19 protein-coding genes are annotated in these 19,259 nt (G+C 63.5%); 9 read left to right on the top strand and 10 right to left on the bottom strand.

Features of this window, described 5'->3' with window-relative positions; all coding sequences use genetic code 11:
- Positions 1 to 5: 5 nt before the first annotated feature.
- Positions 6 to 1,763: an Hsp70 family protein gene (locus tag UC34_RS12160; RefSeq protein WP_044455752.1), complete on the bottom strand. Its 1,758-nt coding sequence runs from the start codon at positions 1,761 to 1,763 to the stop codon at positions 6 to 8.
- A 174-nt stretch (positions 1,764 to 1,937) separates the two neighbouring features.
- On the opposite strand from UC34_RS12160, the gene UC34_RS12155 reads away from it, so the two are divergent.
- The 5 genes from UC34_RS12155 to arsH all read left to right on the top strand — a co-directional run bounded on the left by UC34_RS12155 (position 1,938) and on the right by arsH (position 5,753).
- Positions 1,938 to 2,399, top strand: a complete 462-nt coding sequence (locus UC34_RS12155) for a MarR family winged helix-turn-helix transcriptional regulator (protein WP_044455751.1) — start codon at positions 1,938 to 1,940, stop codon at positions 2,397 to 2,399.
- 97 nt (positions 2,400 to 2,496) lie between these two features.
- Positions 2,497 to 3,351: a class I SAM-dependent methyltransferase gene (locus UC34_RS12150; protein ID WP_044455750.1), complete on the top strand. Its 855-nt coding sequence runs from the start codon at positions 2,497 to 2,499 to the stop codon at positions 3,349 to 3,351.
- A gap of 116 nt (positions 3,352 to 3,467) precedes the next feature.
- Positions 3,468 to 4,256 carry an AraC family transcriptional regulator gene (locus tag UC34_RS12145; protein WP_418303931.1) on the top strand — a complete coding sequence of 263 codons (789 nt, stop codon included), beginning with the start codon at positions 3,468 to 3,470 and terminating at the stop codon, positions 4,254 to 4,256.
- 92 nt (positions 4,257 to 4,348) lie between these two features.
- Positions 4,349 to 4,774: a cupin domain-containing protein gene (locus tag UC34_RS12140; RefSeq protein WP_044455748.1), complete on the top strand. Its 426-nt coding sequence runs from the start codon at positions 4,349 to 4,351 to the stop codon at positions 4,772 to 4,774.
- A gap of 211 nt (positions 4,775 to 4,985) precedes the next feature.
- Positions 4,986 to 5,753 (top strand): arsenical resistance protein ArsH, encoded by a 768-nt coding sequence (gene arsH, locus UC34_RS12135; RefSeq protein WP_044458078.1) that lies wholly within the window; start codon positions 4,986 to 4,988, stop codon positions 5,751 to 5,753.
- A 55-nt stretch (positions 5,754 to 5,808) separates the two neighbouring features.
- On the opposite strand, the gene UC34_RS12130 is transcribed toward arsH, so the two are convergent.
- Entirely contained in the window at positions 5,809 to 6,132 is a 324-nt protein-coding gene (locus UC34_RS12130) for an ArsR/SmtB family transcription factor (RefSeq protein ID WP_174556789.1), read from the bottom strand.
- A 226-nt stretch (positions 6,133 to 6,358) separates the two neighbouring features.
- Between UC34_RS12130 and UC34_RS12125 the strand changes: the two genes are divergently transcribed.
- Positions 6,359 to 7,240: a hypothetical protein gene (locus tag UC34_RS12125; RefSeq protein ID WP_157123171.1), complete on the top strand. Its 882-nt coding sequence runs from the start codon at positions 6,359 to 6,361 to the stop codon at positions 7,238 to 7,240.
- Between the two features lie 39 nt (positions 7,241 to 7,279).
- Here UC34_RS12125 and UC34_RS25390 read toward each other — a convergent pair whose 3' ends face one another.
- From UC34_RS25390 to UC34_RS12090, 8 genes are all read right to left on the bottom strand, one after another.
- Complete coding sequence (locus UC34_RS25390) at positions 7,280 to 7,462, bottom strand: hypothetical protein (protein WP_157123169.1); 183 nt, start codon at positions 7,460 to 7,462, stop codon at positions 7,280 to 7,282.
- 5 nt (positions 7,463 to 7,467) lie between these two features.
- Complete coding sequence (locus tag UC34_RS12120) at positions 7,468 to 8,076, bottom strand: hypothetical protein (protein ID WP_044455746.1); 609 nt, start codon at positions 8,074 to 8,076, stop codon at positions 7,468 to 7,470.
- A gap of 12 nt (positions 8,077 to 8,088) precedes the next feature.
- Positions 8,089 to 9,489: a BatD family protein gene (locus tag UC34_RS12115; RefSeq protein ID WP_052811012.1), complete on the bottom strand. Its 1,401-nt coding sequence runs from the start codon at positions 9,487 to 9,489 to the stop codon at positions 8,089 to 8,091.
- A gap of 71 nt (positions 9,490 to 9,560) precedes the next feature.
- Positions 9,561 to 11,273 (bottom strand): VWA domain-containing protein, encoded by a 1,713-nt coding sequence (locus UC34_RS12110; protein ID WP_084071010.1) that lies wholly within the window; start codon positions 11,271 to 11,273, stop codon positions 9,561 to 9,563.
- Complete coding sequence (locus UC34_RS12105) at positions 11,263 to 12,261, bottom strand: vWA domain-containing protein (RefSeq protein WP_044455745.1); 999 nt, start codon at positions 12,259 to 12,261, stop codon at positions 11,263 to 11,265. Before UC34_RS12105 ends, UC34_RS12110 begins: the two co-directional genes overlap by 11 nt.
- The gene (locus UC34_RS12100; protein ID WP_052811011.1) at positions 12,248 to 12,802 is read right to left on the bottom strand and encodes a DUF4381 domain-containing protein; all 555 of its coding nucleotides are present in this window, start codon (positions 12,800 to 12,802) and stop codon (positions 12,248 to 12,250) included. The genes UC34_RS12105 and UC34_RS12100 overlap by 14 nt, the downstream gene beginning before the upstream one ends.
- Complete coding sequence (locus tag UC34_RS12095) at positions 12,799 to 13,704, bottom strand: DUF58 domain-containing protein (protein WP_418303939.1); 906 nt, start codon at positions 13,702 to 13,704, stop codon at positions 12,799 to 12,801. The genes UC34_RS12100 and UC34_RS12095 overlap by 4 nt, the downstream gene beginning before the upstream one ends.
- Before the next feature lie 146 nt (positions 13,705 to 13,850).
- Positions 13,851 to 14,810 carry an AAA family ATPase gene (locus UC34_RS12090; RefSeq protein WP_044455743.1) on the bottom strand — a complete coding sequence of 320 codons (960 nt, stop codon included), beginning with the start codon at positions 14,808 to 14,810 and terminating at the stop codon, positions 13,851 to 13,853.
- 339 nt (positions 14,811 to 15,149) lie between these two features.
- On the opposite strand from UC34_RS12090, the gene UC34_RS12085 reads away from it, so the two are divergent.
- The 3 genes from UC34_RS12085 to UC34_RS12075 all read left to right on the top strand — a co-directional run bounded on the left by UC34_RS12085 (position 15,150) and on the right by UC34_RS12075 (position 19,207).
- Positions 15,150 to 16,301 (top strand): formylglycine-generating enzyme family protein, encoded by a 1,152-nt coding sequence (locus UC34_RS12085; RefSeq protein ID WP_044455742.1) that lies wholly within the window; start codon positions 15,150 to 15,152, stop codon positions 16,299 to 16,301.
- A 63-nt stretch (positions 16,302 to 16,364) separates the two neighbouring features.
- Complete coding sequence (locus UC34_RS12080) at positions 16,365 to 17,414, top strand: HAD family hydrolase (protein WP_157123168.1); 1,050 nt, start codon at positions 16,365 to 16,367, stop codon at positions 17,412 to 17,414.
- Between the two features lie 221 nt (positions 17,415 to 17,635).
- Entirely contained in the window at positions 17,636 to 19,207 is a 1,572-nt protein-coding gene (locus tag UC34_RS12075) for an arylsulfatase (protein WP_044455740.1), read from the top strand.
- Positions 19,208 to 19,259: the final 52 nt, after the last annotated feature.

The following is a 19,259-nucleotide window of genomic DNA, read 5'->3' as shown; positions in this document are numbered from 1 at the left end:
AAGCGTTATCGCCAGACGTCCTGGTCGATGCGATCAAGAAAACCAGCGATCTGCGGTCGGATTTCGCGAATGCGCGATTCGTCCTGAGTCTCCAGCGCCGACTGGAACTGGGTGAGTGCAGTATCAATGGCAGTGCGCAATTCGCCGCGCGCCTGGAGGTAAAGGCGCTCCCCCCGCGAAATCAGCGCCTGATTCTCGGCCTGATCGCGCGGGTGCACTTTGATTCGCGACAGCGCCTCGAGCCGCTCGCGAATCTCCTCGGGCGTCATGACACCAGGGTTCTCTTCGATGACCAGACGGTGCATCGCACCGGTGGCAAGCAACTTGGCTTCGACCTCCAGAATGCCATTCACGTCGTATGTGAATCGCACCTCGATCTGTCCGCTTTCCCGTGTCGAGTGTTTTGGCAAGGGGATACGAATACTGCCCAACAGGATATTGTCCGCGACCTGACGTGCTTCGCCCTGAAACACCCTCAACTCGATCTCGCGTTGACCGTCATGCAACGGCACGAGCGTTTTCGCGTAACTCACCGGCACTGTCGTATTGCGTTCGATGAGCGGGATGTAATGTCCGAAGGAGAACTGGCCTGGCGTCACCTCAATAGACGTTTCGATGCCCATCGAGTACGGAGCGACGTCCGTCATGACCCGCTCCGCCAACGCCGCGTCGCGCGCCTTGAGGCCACCCTGCACCGCCGCGCCCAACGCGACAACAGTATCCGGGTCGAGGTCGACATTGGGGAACCTGCCGAACATCAGGCTGACCAAGCGACGCACCATCGGCATACGCGTAGCACCGCCGGCCAGCACGATGGCGTCCAGTGAAGACGGTCGAATACGCGCGTCGCGTAATGCCATCTCCACCGGCCCCCGCAATCGCTCCAACAGGTACTCGCAACACTCGACGAAAGCGTCCTGCGTTACGGTCCAATGATACGTACGGCCCTGCCAATCGAGCTGCATCGAGGCGCTTGCGTTTTCCGTGAGCGCGCGCTTGATACGCTCAGCCTGCGGCCGCAACTCGGCGATCAGCGCTTCGGGCCACATCTCCAGCGACTTCTCGTACTTGGCAGGTTTAGCCGCCCTGAGACTGTCGATCAGACCGCTGGCGTCACCAAAGGCGAACAGCAGTGCATCGACGAAGTCCTCGCCACCGAGCAGGTTATCACCTGCCGTCGCACGGACTTCCATGACCCCCTCGAACAGTTCCAGCACTGACACGTCGAACGTGCCACCTCCCAGATCGAACACGAGGAAGCGGGTTTCGTCCTTTTCATGCAGGCCATAGGCAAGGGCCGCAGCGGTCGGCTCGTTGAGCAGGCCGGCCACGTTCAGGCCGGCCAGTTCCGCTGCTGCGCGGGTCGCCTTGCGCTGGGCATCGCTGAAGTACGCCGGCACCGTGATCACGGCGTCTGTCACCGGATGCCCAAGATGCGCCTCGGCATCGGCCTTGAGCGACTTGAGCACGAATGCCGACAGTTCCTCCGGACGAAACGCCCGCGAGCCAAGCAGCGTCGTGCGCGGCGTGCCCATGTAACGTTTGAATACGGCGGCAGTGGCCTTGGGATGCGACTCCAGACGGTCGCGGGCCGCGGCACCGACGATGATGCTGTCATCGGCAAGCACGCTCACGCACGAGGGCGTAAGCACACTGCCCAATGCATTGGGAATGAGCTCCGCACGGCCGTTACGCCAGATTGCAACGAGACTGTTGGTCGTACCTAAATCTACCCCGATAGTGCAGCGAGCTTCTTGATCCATTCTATTTTTTTAGATTCTTTGGACTGCAGACTTGCATGAGTATGCCATAGCAAAATTGAGAACCATGACAAGCCCTGAATCCATTCAAATCCTCGATCACATGCGATTGCATCGCATCCGACGTAGCGCTACAGTAGCCGACATACACCGCGCCCCTAACGAGCCAACCACGCCATGACACGCAAGACCCAGTCCGCAGCGGCCCCGCTACCGCTGACCGATTTCCTCTGTTTCGCGATCTATTCCACCAATCTTGCCTTCGGCAAAGCCTACAAGCCCATTCTCCAGGCGCTCGGGCTGACCTACACCCAGTACATCGTGATCATCGCGCTCTGGGAAGAAGACCATCAGACAGTGAGCAGTCTGGGCGAGAAGCTCTTTCTCGAGTCGAACACCCTCACGCCGATGCTCAAGAAGCTCGAAGCGATGGGCTATGTCAGCCGAGCGCGCAATACGGCGGACGAACGGCAGGTCGTGCTCAGCCTCACCGACGAAGGGCGGAAGTTGCGCGAGAAAGCGTTCTCCGCGGATCTGACCGACGCTTGCGGCCTGACCGCCAACGAGTTCCAGCATATTCGCGAGTCCATCGTTGCACTGCGCACGAACCTCCTCAAGCACGTCGCCGAGCACGAGTAAGGCCGGAACCGGGGGCATTGCGCGCAGTTTTCGCACTTTTCGGTAAACTGTCGGTTTCCGGAAGGCCCTGCCTCCCGCTGCCGAACCCGCATCCCCCATGTCGAACACCCACGAAATCCGCCCCGGCCAGTCCATCGAACTGCTCAAGGAACTCCACATCCTGACGCGCGACGGCAAGATGAATCAGGACAGCCGCCGCAAGCTCAAACAGGTCTATCACCTGTTTCAATTCATCGAACCGCTGCTCCAGGAAGTCAAGACGGCGAATGGCCGTGTGACGCTCGTGGACCACGGCGCGGGCAAGTCCTATCTGGGCTTCATCCTCTACGATCTGTTCTTCAAGGCGCTGGCGGACGACTCGCATATCTTCGGCATCGAAACTCGCGAAGCCCTCGTCAAGACTTCGACGGCACTGGCCGAGCGCCTCGGATTCCCCGGCATGTCGTTCCTGAATCTGTCCGTGGCCGACTCGATCACGTCGCCAGCGTTGCCCGACACGGTCGACGTCGTGACCGCTCTGCACGCCTGCAACACCGCAACGGACGACGCGATTCGCTTCGCGCTCGCCAAACAGGCTCGCCACATCGTGCTGGTGCCATGCTGTCAGGCCGAAGTCGCCGCCGTCCTGCGCAAGCACAAGGGGCAGCAACTCGGAGGCAACCCGCTCACCGAAATCTGGCGTCATCCGCTGCACACGCGCGAATTCGGCAGTCAGGTGACCAACGTGCTGCGGTGTCTGCAACTGGAAGCCCACGGCTATCAGGTCAGCGTGACCGAACTCGTGGGCTGGGAACATTCGATGAAAAATGAGCTGATCGTCGCCCAGTACAAGGATCTGCCCCGACGCCGCCCCGCCGAACGGCTGGAAAGCGTGCTGGCATCGCTAGGACTTGAAGAAATGCGTGAACGCTTCTTTACCGGTCCGCTTCAGGCGTCGCTTCCGACGACCTGAGCGGCGGGATGCGGCGTAAAATACGCGCTTTTGCCGCTTATCGGCGGTTCCCCTGCATTCCCGGCCCGCCCTCACTAGCCATGCCCAGAAAAGCTGCTTCGCCCTCGGATTGGGTGATGCGCTCGACGCCCTTGCAAGGCGTCGAGCGTATCGAAGCCTGGTTCCAGGACAAGGCGTATGCCATGCATCGCCACGATACGTACGCCATCGGTCGTACGCTCGCCGGCGTGCAGCGCTTCAACTATCGACGCGATCAGCGCGACAGTTTGCCGGGCAACACCATGGTGCTGCATCCGGACGAGGCGCATGACGGACAGGCGGGCACCAGCGAGGGGTTCCGTTACCGCATGATTTACGTCGAACCGGCGCTCTTTCAGGACGTGCTCGGCGGACAGGCGCTCCCGTTTATCGAGGGCGGCGTATCGACGGACCCACGTCTGGCTGCCGCGACGCAAAGCCTGTTGCAGCACGTCGGCCATTCGCTGGAGCCGCTCGAACAGAGCGATGCGCTGACAGAACTGGCGCACGCACTCGCGGACGTTTCGGGCATGTCTCGCATGCCGGAGAAAGGCGACTACGTCGCAGCGCAACGCGCACGCGACTATCTGCATGCGAACGGCTCGCGCGTCGTCACGCTGGAGGAAGTGGAAGCCGCAACCGGGCGGGATCGCTGGAGCCTGTCGAACGACTTTCGCACCTTTTACGGCACCAGCCCGTATCGTTACCTCACGATGCGCCGCCTCGATGCCGTACGTCGCATGCTGCTCTCGGGCACCTCGCTGGCCACGGCGGCGGCCGAGGCGGGATTCGCCGATCAGAGCCATATGAGCCGCCATTTCCTCAAGACTTTCGGCCTCACCCCCGGCCGCTGGCGCCGGATCGCCAGGGCAATGAGCGGCGCCTGAGCACGTCCCGATCCCTCCACCCACGATCGTTCAATACGCCCCGCCCGGCACGACATATTTTCGACGTCGTCACCCCAACAACGGAGAGAACGATGTCTGCATCCCCCCATGCCCATGGCGCACCTGCGTCGCGCGGTCAATGCGAAGCGATTGATCTTGCAGGGAAAATTGCCCTGATCGACGGTCACTGGCAACCGCGCGTCGTGGCCGAAATGAACGATTACCAGTTCAAGGTCGTCAAGCTACAAGGCGAGTTCGTCTGGCACCAGCACGCTGACACCGACGAAACCTTCATCGTGCTGGAGGGCGAGTTGCGTATCGACTTCCGGGGCGGTCCCGCCGCAGACGGCTCGATGCAGCTTCGCGCCGGTCAGATGGGTGTCGTGCCGAAGGGCGTGGAGCACAAGCCGTGCGCGCTGACCGAAGTGAAACTCTTGCTGATCGAGCCACGCGGCGTCGCGAATACCGGCGATGGCGCCGCCACCGAGCGCACCGTCGCGAACGATCAGTGGATCTGAGGCAAGGATCCGGCCGCCCGTCGGCCGGGTAGCCGAGTTTTCGCTTCCTCCCTCAAAAATAGTTTCCACCGCATATCGGCGTGAAGCACTTCGTGGTGACGCAATCGCGCTGAAGCTCGCCGATGAACCCCCTGAGCATCGGGGTTTTCTTGCATCCGACCGAACGTTTCCATATTATTGGAAACGTTGTATTAAATTCCGGATGCCCACCATGTCTGTCGTGCCTGCCCACCCCGCCCCGCTTTCGACTTCCCTTCCTGCCGTGAAACCGGACTATCTCGACACGTCCATCGCTTCCCGGTTAGGCATGCCGGATGCACCGCCTGTGCGCATTCTGATGCTGTATGGATCGCTTCGGGAACGCTCCTACTCACGACTGCTCACGCAGGAAGCCGCGCGGCTCCTTACGCAAATGGGGGCAGACGTGCGCATCTTCGATCCGCGCGGGTTGCCGATGCCCGACGACGTCGCAGGCGACGCGCACCCCAAAGTCAAAGCGCTCCGTGATCTTTCGGTCTGGTCGGAAGGCCATGTCTGGTGCAGCCCGGAGCGTCATGGCACGATTTCGGCCGTCATCAAGAACCAGATCGATCACCTGCCGTTGTTCATGGGCGGGATTCGCCCAACGCAAGGCCGCACGCTGGCCGTCATGCAGGTCAGCGGCGGCTCGCAATCGTTCAATTCGGTCAACCAGTTGCGCCAGCTCGGTCGGTGGATGCGCATGTTCACGATCCCGAATCAATCGTCCGTCGCCATGGCGTTTCAAGAGTTCGACGAGGCGGGACGCATGAAACCGTCGGCCTATTACGATCGCGTGGTCGACGTAATGGAAGAGCTTGTGAAGTTCACGCTGCTGTTGCGTGAGAAGCGCGAGTATCTCGTAGACCGCTACAGCGAGCGCGTCAAGGCGGGCAAGCCGCTGGATCCGACGACGGACCTGTCCGCGCTTGCCGTGGGTGCCGCCCCGACGAGCCGGTAGCCGGTCGCGCACTGGCATGAGGCGAGCGCCGCGAGTGCGGCGCATGCGGTGCCCCTCAGCACTTGCGGGGCGACGATCGTTCGCAAAGCCCCGCCACGCCCTGGCAACAGTTCTCGGTCAGAAAACCGATCAGGGCGTTCATCCGGTCGATGGACGCCGCGTAGTAGATATACCGGCCGTCCTGTCGCGAGGTGATGAGGCCCGCGTGGGCAAGTTCCTTGAGGTGAAAGGACAGCGTGGCGTTGGGAAGACCCAGCGTTTCGGCGATGTTGCCCACGCGCAGTCCCTCGGGGCCTGCCACGACCAGCAGCCGGAACACGGCGAGTCGATTGCCTTGCGCCAGCGCAGCGAGGGCCTGGACGGCATCGGCATCGTTCAGATGGGTTTGCATGGCATCGGGCATTGAATTCCCACACGTTTAACGCGCTTTCGTTATTTCGATATTTCCGGAATTTTAATGCAAATGCATGCAGCCGACACGCCCATGCATGGATGACAAACACGGGCATTTCAGACAGAATTTTCCCGGCCCGCTCGATTCGGACTCCCGCGTATTGGCGTGCCCTGTTCCGATGCACCGACCCACTTAGCCGAAGGCTCAAGACATGTCCCATCCTGTCTTTCTCGAGAGTCCGCCGTGGCCACGCATGCCGGAGGGCCGTAAAGGCGAACTGAAAACCTATTTCAGCGCCGATGGCCCGTCACTCGAAGCCAACGCCTATTTCCCGCTGTTCTGGCGGGTTTTGTTCGCCGTAGAAGACATCCGTTTCGCCTGCGTCATCGACGATTTCGATCCCGAGGACGATGCCACCGAGATTCAGGAGTTTCTCGAGGGCGCCACGCAGGACGAGCGGGATGCAAAGTATCCCTACCTCGTGACGACCAAAGGCCTCGCGCTCGAACGGGCTGCGCGGCGTCGCGAGAACGTTATCGCCCTGATCGGTGAGCGCTATCGCCCGATCTTCGACGCGTTCGTCGACCATATCGCCTCGGCGTACGGCGACTTCATCCTCATTCGCACGAGCGGCCTGCCGGACGTGACCGATGCCACCGCGGGCATGACGACCGAAATGGAGCAAATGGCAGCACTGGATCACGGCACGCACGTCGCGCCCGGACTGGCGCAGGACGCCGAGGAACTGAAGCGTGCCGCCGATACGGACGCCGTCTGGCAAGCAAGCGGCGTCGGCAATCGGCGCGCCGAGGTCAATCCGTGGCCCAGCAAAGCGCTGGTCGAAGCCTTTCCGGCGTGTGCGCCGCGTGCACGACCCGTGGCCTCTGGCCGCTTTCCGGTCGCGGATGCTCATCAGTACCGCTCCCCCAACACGCTGGACAAAGTACTGGAATGGGTCGCGATCTTCGTGTTCGCCGGGGTCGCGGTCGGCACTTGGGCGACGACGCACTCGATATGGAAAGCGGTTGTCGCCACGGCGCTCGTTACGGCCATCATGGCGTGGTTGTTGGTCCGGGTGCGGCGCACCGATTGATTGGGGGCAATTCCGCCTGCAACGCCCGGTAGCTGGCGTTCAGACGCGCGTCGCTTCGACGATGCACGCGTCCTGATCGCCGGTGGACTGCTTGTCCGGTGCATCCAGACACTGCGTCAATGCGCTGTCGATATCCCTCGCCGGCGGCTCGACGGCCGACATCTGACAGACCACGCATAGCGCCAACGCTGGCAAGCACCGCATCAGAGCGCCATTCGACATCGTCGTCAGGTCTTCTTGCCGGTCTCACGTCGGGACGGCGCGTGGCGCGCTCCCGTCGCGGGCAGGCCATCGGGTCGGGATCCGTGGTGGCTCAGGGCTTCGGCCAGTGCCACGCGAGCGGCCATCAACATGGCCGTCAGTTCTTCCGCGCGCACACGCAGGGCGCGATTCTCGCCCTCGAGGCGCTGCAGGCGCCGGTAGGCATCTGCGGCATCGAACGGCGGCTCGCCCGCATGATCGATCGCCTGAAGTCCGCTGCCGTCGGGGCTGAGCAATGCCATGACTCGCGCCACATGCTGGGCCAGGGTTTGCTGCGCTGCGGCGCGCATTCCCAGCCCGCCTGGATCTCCCGTCTCGCTGGCCGTCCCGGTACGGGCTCTCGTGATGGCACGTTGAACGGTGCCTGCACTGGGCAGACGCTCGATCCCTGCGCCCGCCAGCACGCGTAAATAGGTCTGCGCGCTGTGCAGGCGATGCGTCGTGCGAAGCGCGTCGCGAATGAACTGATCGAGAAACGCCGTGTTCGAGTCGCGATGGGCGGCATCGGCCTGACGCGCGGCCGCGTAGAGCAGGTTCAGCGTGGCGTCGTCGAAGTGCGGGGAAGAACGTGGCATCGGAGCTCCTCGTCAATTGGGAGAGCGACGGCTGGGGCGGTGCGACGGCACCGGAGCGTACAACGGCGGCAGGTCGTCGGTCCGGGTCGACCGACGTGAGGCTCGATTCATCTGTTTGCGGATGGTCTTTAACGTGGGTGCCAGCGACGAATCGACACGGTCCGGAGGATTCGGCGAATATCGCGCATATACGGCCTTGCGCAACGCGGCGATCTCTTCGGAAGCATCGGCGCACGATCCGCCCGCCTCGCTCAATCCGGTCGGCGGTTGGCCACGCGCCGACGCGCGGCGGTCCAGCCAACCGTACAACGCGCTGACGAACGCCTGCCACGAACCGGTGCGTGCCTCGCGCTGCAACTGACGCCAGGCATGCGGCTCGCCAGTGGTGATCGCGTTGCGCCACGCACGGAGATGCTGCCGGGCACGTCGCCCTGCTCCGACAATACGCGGTCCGATCCATAGCAACCCCAATACCAGTGCAACGCCTGCGCCCGCGACCCACAGGTCCGAGCGATCGAGCACGATCACGCGGCGAGCGGCGCGTCCGACGGCTTCCACCGGAATCTCGAACAACGGCGTTTCATGCGCCCCGCGCGCGCTCACCGAGACTGCGGGCAGCGTGACCTTTTCGCGTCGGTTCGACGTTGTATTCCACCATTCGATGTCGATGGCGGGCAGCTCGATGTGACCCGACCGGTTGACGACGTACATTGCCGAATCCGTCCGGACCCCGGCGACCAGTTCGCGCCCGCCTTGCAGGTCGTCGTGCGTCGTGGCGGGGCGCGCATACCGTTGCATTCCGTCCACGTCGGCCAGCGGCGCCGGAGGAATGAGGATCGCTTCGGTGCCCGTAGCCCGCTGTGTGACCGTACGCGTGATCGTGTCGCCAACCTGAACGTGTGAGGAAGACGGGTCGATCTTCTGCGTCACCGACAGGCCACTCGTCGGGAAAAACACCTTCATGCCCTCTGCCCCCGGCGGCACCGTCGCAACGAATGAGAGCGAAGGTGTCTTCAACGTGACCGGGGCCGTAGCCCCACCGGGTTGCACGTGGATGTCGAACACCGGGGTGGTGTAACGTTGCCCCGCCTGCGGCGCAATACGGTAAGCGCGACTCACGCCGAACCAGCGCTGGTCGCCGATCATTTCACTGAGATTTCGCGCCTGCTCGTCAGGCAGCGTGACAATCGCCCCGGGCATGTCGAACAAGGGCCAGTCGGGGGCGTCGCTCAGCCATGTGGTCGTGAGGATATCGACGACGAGCTTGACCTGCGTGCCCGCGACCACATTGCCCGCCGGTTCGAGGTGCGCGCGAATCATCGTCTTCGGCGGCTCGTCGGCGACCGCGTTCGAGGCACCGGCGACGCCCAGCGCACCGCACATGCCCAGCACCATCAGCACGGCACGAGCCATACGGGCAACATGGAGGTCACGGACAATAAGGACAATACGGACAACACGGCACCAGCGGGCAACGAAATCTCTCATGGCGTACCTGCCTTCGCCGCACTGGCCGCACTGGCCGCACTCGGCGCACCGCTGGCACTGGTGGCGCTCACCGCCGCCGCCTCTCGCGCCGTCGATCTGGGCGGTGGCGCGGCCGCTTCCTGCGCGAAGCGCTGACGCAGGAACATGGCGGGCGACGTATTGAGCCCGCGCATCCACACGTCCTCCGACGGCGCCAGCGACACCACCGTCTGCGTCTTGCCCTGCCCCTTCTTCGGGTCCACCTTCTGCTCGCCCTGCGACGGCTGCTGGGTCGCATCCTCCTGCTGTTCGTCGGCCTTGAGCAGGTCCTTCATCAAGGCGATATTGGCGCTCGCCTCCGCCCAGCCCGGATGCAGTTTGAGCGCGATCTCGTAGGCCTTGATGGCGCCCGCATAATCGCCCAGATGCGCGAGCGCATTGCCCATGTAGAACGCGGCCGTGTCACGCTTTTGCTGGGCGAAGACCTGAGAGAACGTGGCGAGCGCGTCGCTGTAGTCCTTGGCGGCGTACTGCGCGCGGCCCTTCCACATGGGGTCTTGGAAGCTGGCCGCCGCCTTCGCGTACTCTCCCCGGGAGAAGTACCAGCGGCCTTGCTGGTCTCGCGTGGCAAAGGCATCGATCCATCGCCAGCCGGTGTGCTGGGGCGCGGCCTCGGCCGCATGCGCGACGTCCGGCGTCGCGGCGAACGCCAACGACAACAGCACGATCGGGAGCCACTTCACCGTCCAGCCCCGGCGGAACGACGCCAACACCAGCAGCAAGACCGGCACCACAAGCCAGAAACCGTTCTCCTGCCATCGCGGCTCGCGATGCGCTTCGTCCATCTCGGTCAAGTAGGTCTGTGCACGGCGCTGCACCCACACGACGTCGTCGCCGTCGGCGCGCAGGCTCGCGAGCGGAATGCCTGCATCGCGGGCCAATTGGCGAATGCCGCCGGCGTCGAAACCGGCGGTCACCGGATATCCGTTGGCGTCCGTCGCAATCGTGCCATCGGCATTGCGCACCGAACCACCCTTCGAGGTGCCTGCCGCGAGCCACAACAACTGCTGCTTCGAGGCTTTGGCGCTGGCGACGAAGGCATCGCGCGACGCCGCATCGAACCCGTCGCCGATGAATACGATCGTGCCCGCCGCCGTGTCGTGCGCCAGCAGACGCTGTGCAACATCGAGAGCGAGATCCATGCGTTTGCCGTCTTTGGGCATCAGGCCCGTGGCCAGCGCCGGCACGTACAGCTCAAGCATCGCGGGGTCTTCGGTGGGCGGCACGACCAGATGCGACGTGCCCGCATAGACAACCAGCCCGGTGCGAGCCCCCTGACGTGCGCGGGCGATATCGAGTACTTTGGCTTTGGCGCGCTCGAGCCGCGTTGGCGGCACGTCCGTAGCGTCCATCGACCGGTTCAACGCCAATGCAATCACCATCGGCGCCTTGTCCTGGCTGAACGGCGGGCGCACCTGCTCCCACGTCGGTCCGGCCGCCGCCAGGGCGCCGAGCGCGAGCGGGATCGCGAGCGTGTGCACCGGTTGCAACCGATACGAGCGTGTGTCGCCGACCAGGAGGTGCTCCAGCAGCGCAGGTGCGATGAATTTCCGCCAGCGCGCACGAACGTCGCTGCGCCTTCGCCAGACGAAGGGCAACACGAGCGCGGGCGCGAGCAGCCATAGCCAGATCGGGCGCAGAAAGTGGAAGGCGCTGACGTCAATTTCCATGCGCAGCCCCCCGAACGACGGCACTGAGCATGGCAAAAAGGTGATACGCCGCCACGATCAGCAAGGCGAGCCCCAGCGGTACCCAGAAGTACTCCGTCTGTGGACGATAGACGTCCTGCTTGATGCGCTCGGGCGTTAGCCGATCGAGCTGCGTGTAGACGTCGGCCAGATCCTGTTCGCGTCCGAAAGCCTGATAGGAGCGCCCCCCCGTGGCGCTCGAAATCCGCTGCAGGGCCGCCAGATCGACACGATCTTCGCCGGTGGCGTTGGCGTCCCCGATGCCGATGGTGTGAATCACCAGCCCATGCGTCTTGGCGATCCGCGCGGCCTGATCCGGCGGGATCTTGCTCGCGGTGTCGTTGCCGTCGGTGAGCAAAATCAGCACCTTCTCCGGCGCCTTCGAGTCCGCGAGCAGTTTGACGGTCAGGCCGATGGCGTCGCCCAGTGCCGTGCGAGGGCCTGCCATGCCGATCTGCATCTGATCGAGCAGGATCATCACGCTGTCGTGATCGAGCGTGAGCGGCGCCTGCGGATAGGCCGCGTCGCCGAACACGACTAATCCGATGCGGTCGCCCCGGCGCTTGGCGATGAAATCGGCCACGACGTGCTTGACCGCCGTCAGCCGGTCGGTGCGCTCACCGGTGGCAGCGCTCACGAAGTCGGTCGTCTCCATCGACTGGGACAGGTCGATCGCGAGCATCAGATCGCGCGCCGGTGTCTCATGCGTGATCGGCGCTTCCACGTGTACCGGCCGGGCGGCGGCCAACACCACGAGCGCCCACGCCAGCGGCAACAGCAGCCATTGCAGCCAGTTGCGGCGCAGATGTACGCCACCGGGCGACGGACGCTCACCGGCCGCCTGCGCCATTTCGTGAAAGAACGGCGTGCGCACGGCAAGCGCCATCGCCCGATACGGCGGCGCCCGCCACGCGACCAGTATCGGCAGCGGCAACAACGCGAGCATCCACGGCAGATCAAACTTCCACATGGTGGTCATGTATCCATTGACGGGCGCGCTGCATCAGCGCGTCGATCTCGCCCTGCGGCGTGTCGTCCACGCCACGCGGCGCGTAGCTGGCCATCGCCAGGTACTGGCCGTCGCGCGCTTCGAACCGGCCGCGATGGCGGTTGAGGAATTCGATCCAGGTCGCGCCACGCATCGCCCCGACGTTCGCGCCGGGATAAGCCGCCAGCGCCGTACGTTTGAGCAACACAGCCATCGATGCGACGGCAATCGTGCGGCGGCCCGGCTCGCGCGACATCGCGGCGAGCCGTTCCAGCTCGGCCAACGCCAGACGACGGTAATGGTCGCGCCGGTATCGCCGCCACGCGCGCCAGACGCACCACGCCACGCCCAGCAGAATCAGCACTGCCACGACGCCCCAGCCCCACGTCTGCGGCATATACGACACGGGCGGCGGCAGCGGCAGTTCGTCCAGCCCCGTCAATGCCACGGACACGTCCATCGTCTCGGGCACGTCGCTCGGAAAGTCCGCCGTCATCGGGGTCGCCTGAGCCGCATCGCTCATAGGCCACCTCCATGTGCCGTCGTATGGCGCGCGCCAAGCAGCCGGCGCACCTGATCGACGGCGGGCTCCGCACTCGAGAGCGGCATCCACGGCACGCCGCTCAGGCGCAACAGTTCGGCGACTTCCGCCGTGCGTCCTTTGAAGAAGGCGGCCAACGGTGTGCGAACCCGTTCGCTGGCGATACGCAACTCCACCTGGAGATGCCCTTCGCTCACCACCAGCGCGCTGCGCTCGTCCACGTGCTGCCACAACGGATCGAAGACGAGGCCCGCGACGACATCGTTGTGCACGCTCAGTTGGCGCAGCAGCGCCTGCGTTCGGGCATCGGCTCCGGCGAAGTCGCTGACGATACAGATCAGATGATCGTGCGGCGCCATATGCAACAGTTGGCCAAGCGCCAGATTGAGTTGCGCGTAATCCGTCCGTGCCGGACTGTCGGCGCGCAATTCAGCATTCATTTCGGCGATGGCGCCGAACAATCGGGCAATGCGGCTCATACTGCGCAGCGGCCGGACGCGCTCGACACGCGTGTCATTGAAGACCACGCCGCCGACGCGATCGCCTGCGGCGTAGCCCATCCAGGTCGCGAGCGCAGCAGTTTCGGCCGCGACGACGGACTTGAACGCCCGCTGCGAGCCGAAGTGCATGCTCATGCGCTGATCGACCACCACCTGCACCGGACGGTCGCGCTCTTCGGTATAGGCGCGCACGAGCGGGCGTCCGAGACGCATCGATGCCCGCCAGTCGATATGCCGGATATCGTCCCCCGGTACATAGCCGCGAATCTCGTCGAAGTTCAGGCCCCGGCCGCGCAAACGCGAGGCGTGATTGCCCGAGAGCACGCTGGTGACAGGCGCAGGCGCAACGAAACTCATACCGTGCACGCGAAAACGCAGTCGCATCAAATGGGGCACGTCGACATGCACCGTACCCACGGTGTGGACCGGGACTTCACGGCGGATGACAGGCGAAGCCGGCGGTGCGGCCATGGACACCCTCCCCGGGGTTGGACTGCGTTAGCCGAATACGCTCAATACGCCCAATATGCTCAGGCAGGCACCGGCGTCGTTTCCACGAGACGGTCGACGACCTGATCGGCGTCGATGCCGTCGGCGTTCGCGTCGTAAGACAACACCATCCGGTGGCGCAAAACCGGATGCGCCACCGCGCGCACGTCGTCGGGTGTCACGAAGTTCCGGTCCTCCAGCCACGCGTGCACCCGAGCGGCGCGGTCCAACCCGATGGCGCCGCGCGGGCTCGCGCCGACCTCGATCCAGCGCGCCAGATCGGCGTCGCCGGCAATGCCATGACGGGTGCCGTTGACCAGCGCGACGATGTACGCGTCGATGGCGGGGGCCACCGTCACATTCTGGATTTCACGCCGCGCCGCAAACACGTCTTCCTGCGACAGCGTTCCTTCGACCGCCCGGGTCTCTTTCGTTTCGTTGCGCAGCAGTTGCAGCATAGCCTGCTCGCTTTGCGGCGTTGGATACGTAATGAGTATTTTTAAAAGGAAGCGATCCATCTGCGCTTCCGGCAATGGGTAGGTGCCTTCCTGCTCGATGGGGTTTTGCGTTGCCATCACCATGAAAAGATCGGCCATGGCATGCGTCTTTCCGGCGACCGAGACCTGGCGCTCCTCCATCGCTTCAAGCAATGCCGACTGCACTTTTGCCGGTGCACGGTTGATTTCGTCGGCAAGAATCAAGTTACCGAATATCGGCCCCGGCTGAAACTGAAGTACGCGTTCGGCGCCCGACTGGAGCAGCGTCTCACCGCCGGTAATGTCTGAGGGCAACAGGTCCGGCGTGAACTGAATGCGACGCATGGTGGCCGCCAGACGGGCCGCAATCGCCTTGACGGTGCGGGTCTTGGCCAGTCCCGGCAGACTCTCCAGCAACACGTGCCCGTCGGCAAGCAGTGCGATCAGGATCTGACGGACCACCGCCTCCTGACCGACGACCGCCTCGCCGATATGCTTCTCGAATTCGATAATCGTATTTTTCATAATGCCGGTAATTTAAATTACTTTAAAAATAACTCGGCGCCGCCTCGAACCCCTGATACCACACGAACATTAAGCAAACAAACGAGTTGCGTCAAAGATTAATTTCCATAGGTATTCAAAATTTCAATTGAGTTTACGCAAATTAGATAATAGTCTTGAAGCCAATTCTCAGGCCGGCAATTCACGCACCCCGGGGCATCGGGCAAGAAATGCCGGTGCGCAATCCAGGAGTTTCGGGACATGTCACGACGCAAACGAATCGCGCAACAGGACACGGCTTCAGGCAAGACGCAGGTCGCTTCGCAGGCAGTGCCAACAAAAGGACGGCGGACATTTCTGATGTGGGCCGGCGCGGCCCTCGGCGTGTCGGTCGCAGCCGGCGGCGCCATGTCATGGGCGATGACGCGCAATGACGCGGCCGCGCCGCGTGAGATCAAGATCGTCGTTGGCGACGGCGTTCGCGGCCCGAAAGGCATGGCATGGATTCCCGGCGGTCAGTTCCTGATGGGCAGCGACAGCAAGATGGCGCAGCCCAATGAAAAGCCCGCGCATCCTGCCCGCGTCCACGGTTTCTGGATGGACCAGCATCACGTGACGAACGCGGAGTTCCGCCGCTTTGTCGACGCAACGGGTTACGTCACGACGGCCGAGCGCAAGCCCGACTGGGAGACGCTGCGCGTTCAGTTGCCGCCTGGCACCCCACGCCCGCCCGAGAGCGCGCTGGTGCCGGGCGCGATGGTTTTCGTCGGCACCGACAAGCCCGTGCCGCTACAGGACTATTCGCGGTGGTGGCGCTTCGTGCCCGGCGCCGACTGGCGTCATCCCGGCGGCCCCGACACCAATATCGTAGGCAAGGACGACCATCCCGTCGTGCAAGTCTCTTTCGAAGACGCCCAGGCGTATGCAAAGTGGGCGGGCAAGCGCCTGCCGACCGAGGCGGAATGGGAGTTCGCCGCGCGCGGCGGCCTTGAGCAGGCAACGTACGCCTGGGGCGAGACGTTCGCCCCCAACGGCAAGCAGATGGCCAACGTCTGGGAAGGCGAGCAGGCACAACCCTTCCCGGTCGTCAATCCGAAGGCCGGCGGCGCGGTCGGCACAAGCCCCGTGGGTACGTTCCCGCCCAACGGATATGGCTTGTCCGACATGACGGGCAATGCATGGCAGTGGGTGGCTGACTGGTACCGCGCGGACCAGTTCCGGCGCGAGGCGGCGGCGACCAAACTGGCCGACAACCCGACCGGGCCGTCCGACTCGTGGGACCCGGCAGATCCCGGCGTACCGGTGCAGGCTCCCAAACGCGTGACGCGCGGCGGCTCGTTTCTCTGTAACGAGGCGTACTGCCTGAGCTACCGGCCGAGTGCCCGGCGCGGGACCGACCCCTACAACAGCATGTCGCACCTGGGTTTCCGCCTGGTGATGGACGAGAACGCCTGGCAGGCCTCGCGCCGGGCGTCGCAAGACAAGCTCGCATCGAACACGCCCGCGCGCTGACGCCTGGATCTGCATTCGCGCCTGCGAACACCCATGATTCGATACGACAAACAAGGATGGGGGATGGAAAGACTCGCTCTGCGTGTGTCAGCCGCCGTGGTGCTGGCCGTGTCGCTTGCCGCTTGCGGTACACCGCCGACGTCGGCAAGCTCAAGCGCGACCGCGCCACAACATGCACAGTCCGTCGCCACGACGAACGCCCTGCCCTCGTGGCGCGACGGGGCAGCTAAACAGGCCATCGTGCGCTTCGTGACCGACGTCACCCGCGAAGGATCGCCGCAGTTCGTGCCTGTTGCCGAACGCATCGCCGTGTTCGACAACGACGGCACACTGTGGAGCGAACAGCCGCTGTACTTCCAGTTCGTGTTCATGATCGATCAGGTCAAGGCGCAGGCGGCGTCGCACCCGGAATGGAAGCGTAATCCGGCGTTTCGCGCGCTCATGGCGGGCGACACCGCCGCGCTCAGCGCACAGAAAAAGCCGCTGCTCCAATTGCTGGCGGCGGCAAATAGCGGCATGGACGTCGAGGCTTACGACAAACGCATCGACGCATGGCTCGCGAGCGCGAAGCACCCCACGCTGCATCGGCCGTACACGTCGCTCGTGTTCCAGCCTCAACTGGAACTGCTGGCCTACCTGCGTGCGAACGGCTTCAAGACCTACATCGTCTCCGGCGGAACGACGCAGTTCATGCGCGCCTGGGTGGAGCGCGTGTATGGCGTGCCCCCCGAGCAGGTCATCGGCACCGACGAAGGTGTGAAGTACGAGAGTCGCGACGGGCAAGGCCGACTCATTCGGCAGCCCAAAGTCGATTTCGTCGACGACGGTCCCGGCAAGCCGGTCGGCATTTTCCGACGCATCGGCCGCAAGCCGATTCTCGCGTTCGGCAATTCGGACGGAGACCTTCAGATGCTCGAATACACGACCACCGGCAAAGGTCCCCACCTGGCCCTGCTGGTTCATCACGACGACGCTGCGCGAGAGTTCGCGTACGACCGCCAGTCGAAAGTCGGCAAGCTCGACCGTGCGTGGGACACCGCCGTGGCCCGAGGCTGGACGGTCGTGAGCATGAAGGACGACTGGGCCACCGTGTTCCCGGCAGCACCGAATTGATTCCCGACGATTTCCTCACCAACCCGAAGCTAAAGAAGAAGTTCCGACAACACCCTCAACAGCATTGGCAGCAATAGCAGCACTCACGCGACACGACTGCGCCGCGCATCGGGGTTATGCAGGAAACGGCAGTGCTTGCACGGCGCGCGTTCGACTTTCCCTTAACGGAGACGAAGATGTCATTCTCACTCAGACGAGTCTTCAGCTTTACCAGCACAGCGATGGTCGCCGTTACGGCCGCGTACGTGCTGGTTGCGCCCGGCGACGCGCCAGCGCAAAGCGGCACCAAGCCACCGAACATCCTCGTCATTTTTGGCGACGATATCGGTCAGACCAACATCAGCGCCTATTCCAACGGGCTGGTCGGCTATCGCACGCCGAACATCGACCGGGTTGCGAAGGAAGGCATGATCTTTACCGACTATTACGCGGAAAATAGTTGTACGGCGGGACGCTCGTCGTTCATCACCGGACAGTCACCGCTGCGTACCGGGCTGTCCAAGGTCGGGGCGCCGGGTGCGAAGGTGGGTCTGCAAAAGGGTGACATTACGATTGCAGAGGCCCTGAAACCGCTGGGCTACGCCACGGGCCAGTTCGGTAAGAACCACCTGGGCGACCGCAACGAGTACCTGCCGACCAACCATGGCTTCGACGAGTTCTTCGGCAACCTGTATCACCTGAACGCCGAAGAAGAGCCCGAGCGCCCCTATTGGCCGAAGGACCCCAACGATCCGTATGTGAAGAACTTCTCGCCGCGCGGCGTGATTCACAGCACGTCGGACGGCAAGGTCCAGGACAGCGGTCCGCTCAACAAGAAGCGCATGGAGACCATCGACGATGAAACCGGCGCGAAGGCGGCCGAGTTCATCCAGAAGCAGGTCAAGGCGAACAAGCCGTTCTTCGTCTGGATGAACTTCACGCGCATGCATATCTACACGCACGTGCGGCCTGAGTTCAAAGGCAAGAGCGGCATGCCCGGCAACGAGTACGCCGACGGGATGTGGGAACACGATCAGGACGTTGGCAAGCTGCTCAAACTGCTTGACGATCTGAAGATCACGGACAACACCATCGTGATCTACACGACGGACAACGGCCCGAACATGTTCACCTGGCCCGATGCGGCAATGACACCGTTCCGCAGCGAAAAGGACTCGAACTGGGAAGGCGCGTTCCGTGTGCCCGCCATGATTCGCTGGCCGGGCAAGATCAAGCCGGGTAGCGTGTCCAACGAGATCTTCTCCGGTCTCGACTGGTTCCCGACACTGCTCGCCGCTGCCGGCGACGATGGCATCAAGGATCGTCTGCTCAAGGGTTGGACACCGAAGGGCAACAAGACCAAGTTCCGCAATCACCTCGACGGGTACAACCAGTTGCCCTACCTCACCGGCAAGTCGCCGAAGGGTGCACGCGACGAGTTCTACTACTTCAACGATGACGGGGAACTGGTCGCCATGCGCTGGGGCAACTGGAAGGCCGTGTTCTGCGAACAGCGAGCGCCGGGTAACTTCAACATCTGGCAGGAACCGTTCGTCTGCCTGCGGGTGCCGAAGATATTCAACCTGCGAATGGATCCGTATGAGCGTGCCGATATTACGTCCGACCAGTACAACGACTGGCTTGCGAAGAACGCGTACCTCACGGCGATCGCGACCATGAAGGCGTCGACATTCCTCGAGACCTTCGTCGACTATCCGCCTAGCCAGCGTCCAGCAAGCTTTAGCGTGGACCAGGTGCGCAAGCAGGTCGACAAGAAGATCGATCAGTCGTTCAAGAACCGCGGTCTGGAGTAAGTCGGATCGCAAGTCTGGTAATACGCCCGCCGCGCCGGAGTCGCTTCACTTC

It is taken from the genome of Pandoraea vervacti, from assembly GCF_000934605.2.
GTDB classification, from domain to species: domain Bacteria; phylum Pseudomonadota; class Gammaproteobacteria; order Burkholderiales; family Burkholderiaceae; genus Pandoraea; species Pandoraea vervacti.
The sequence above is the reverse complement of the archived record's forward strand: the minus strand, read 5'-3'. Positions and strand labels throughout refer to the sequence as shown.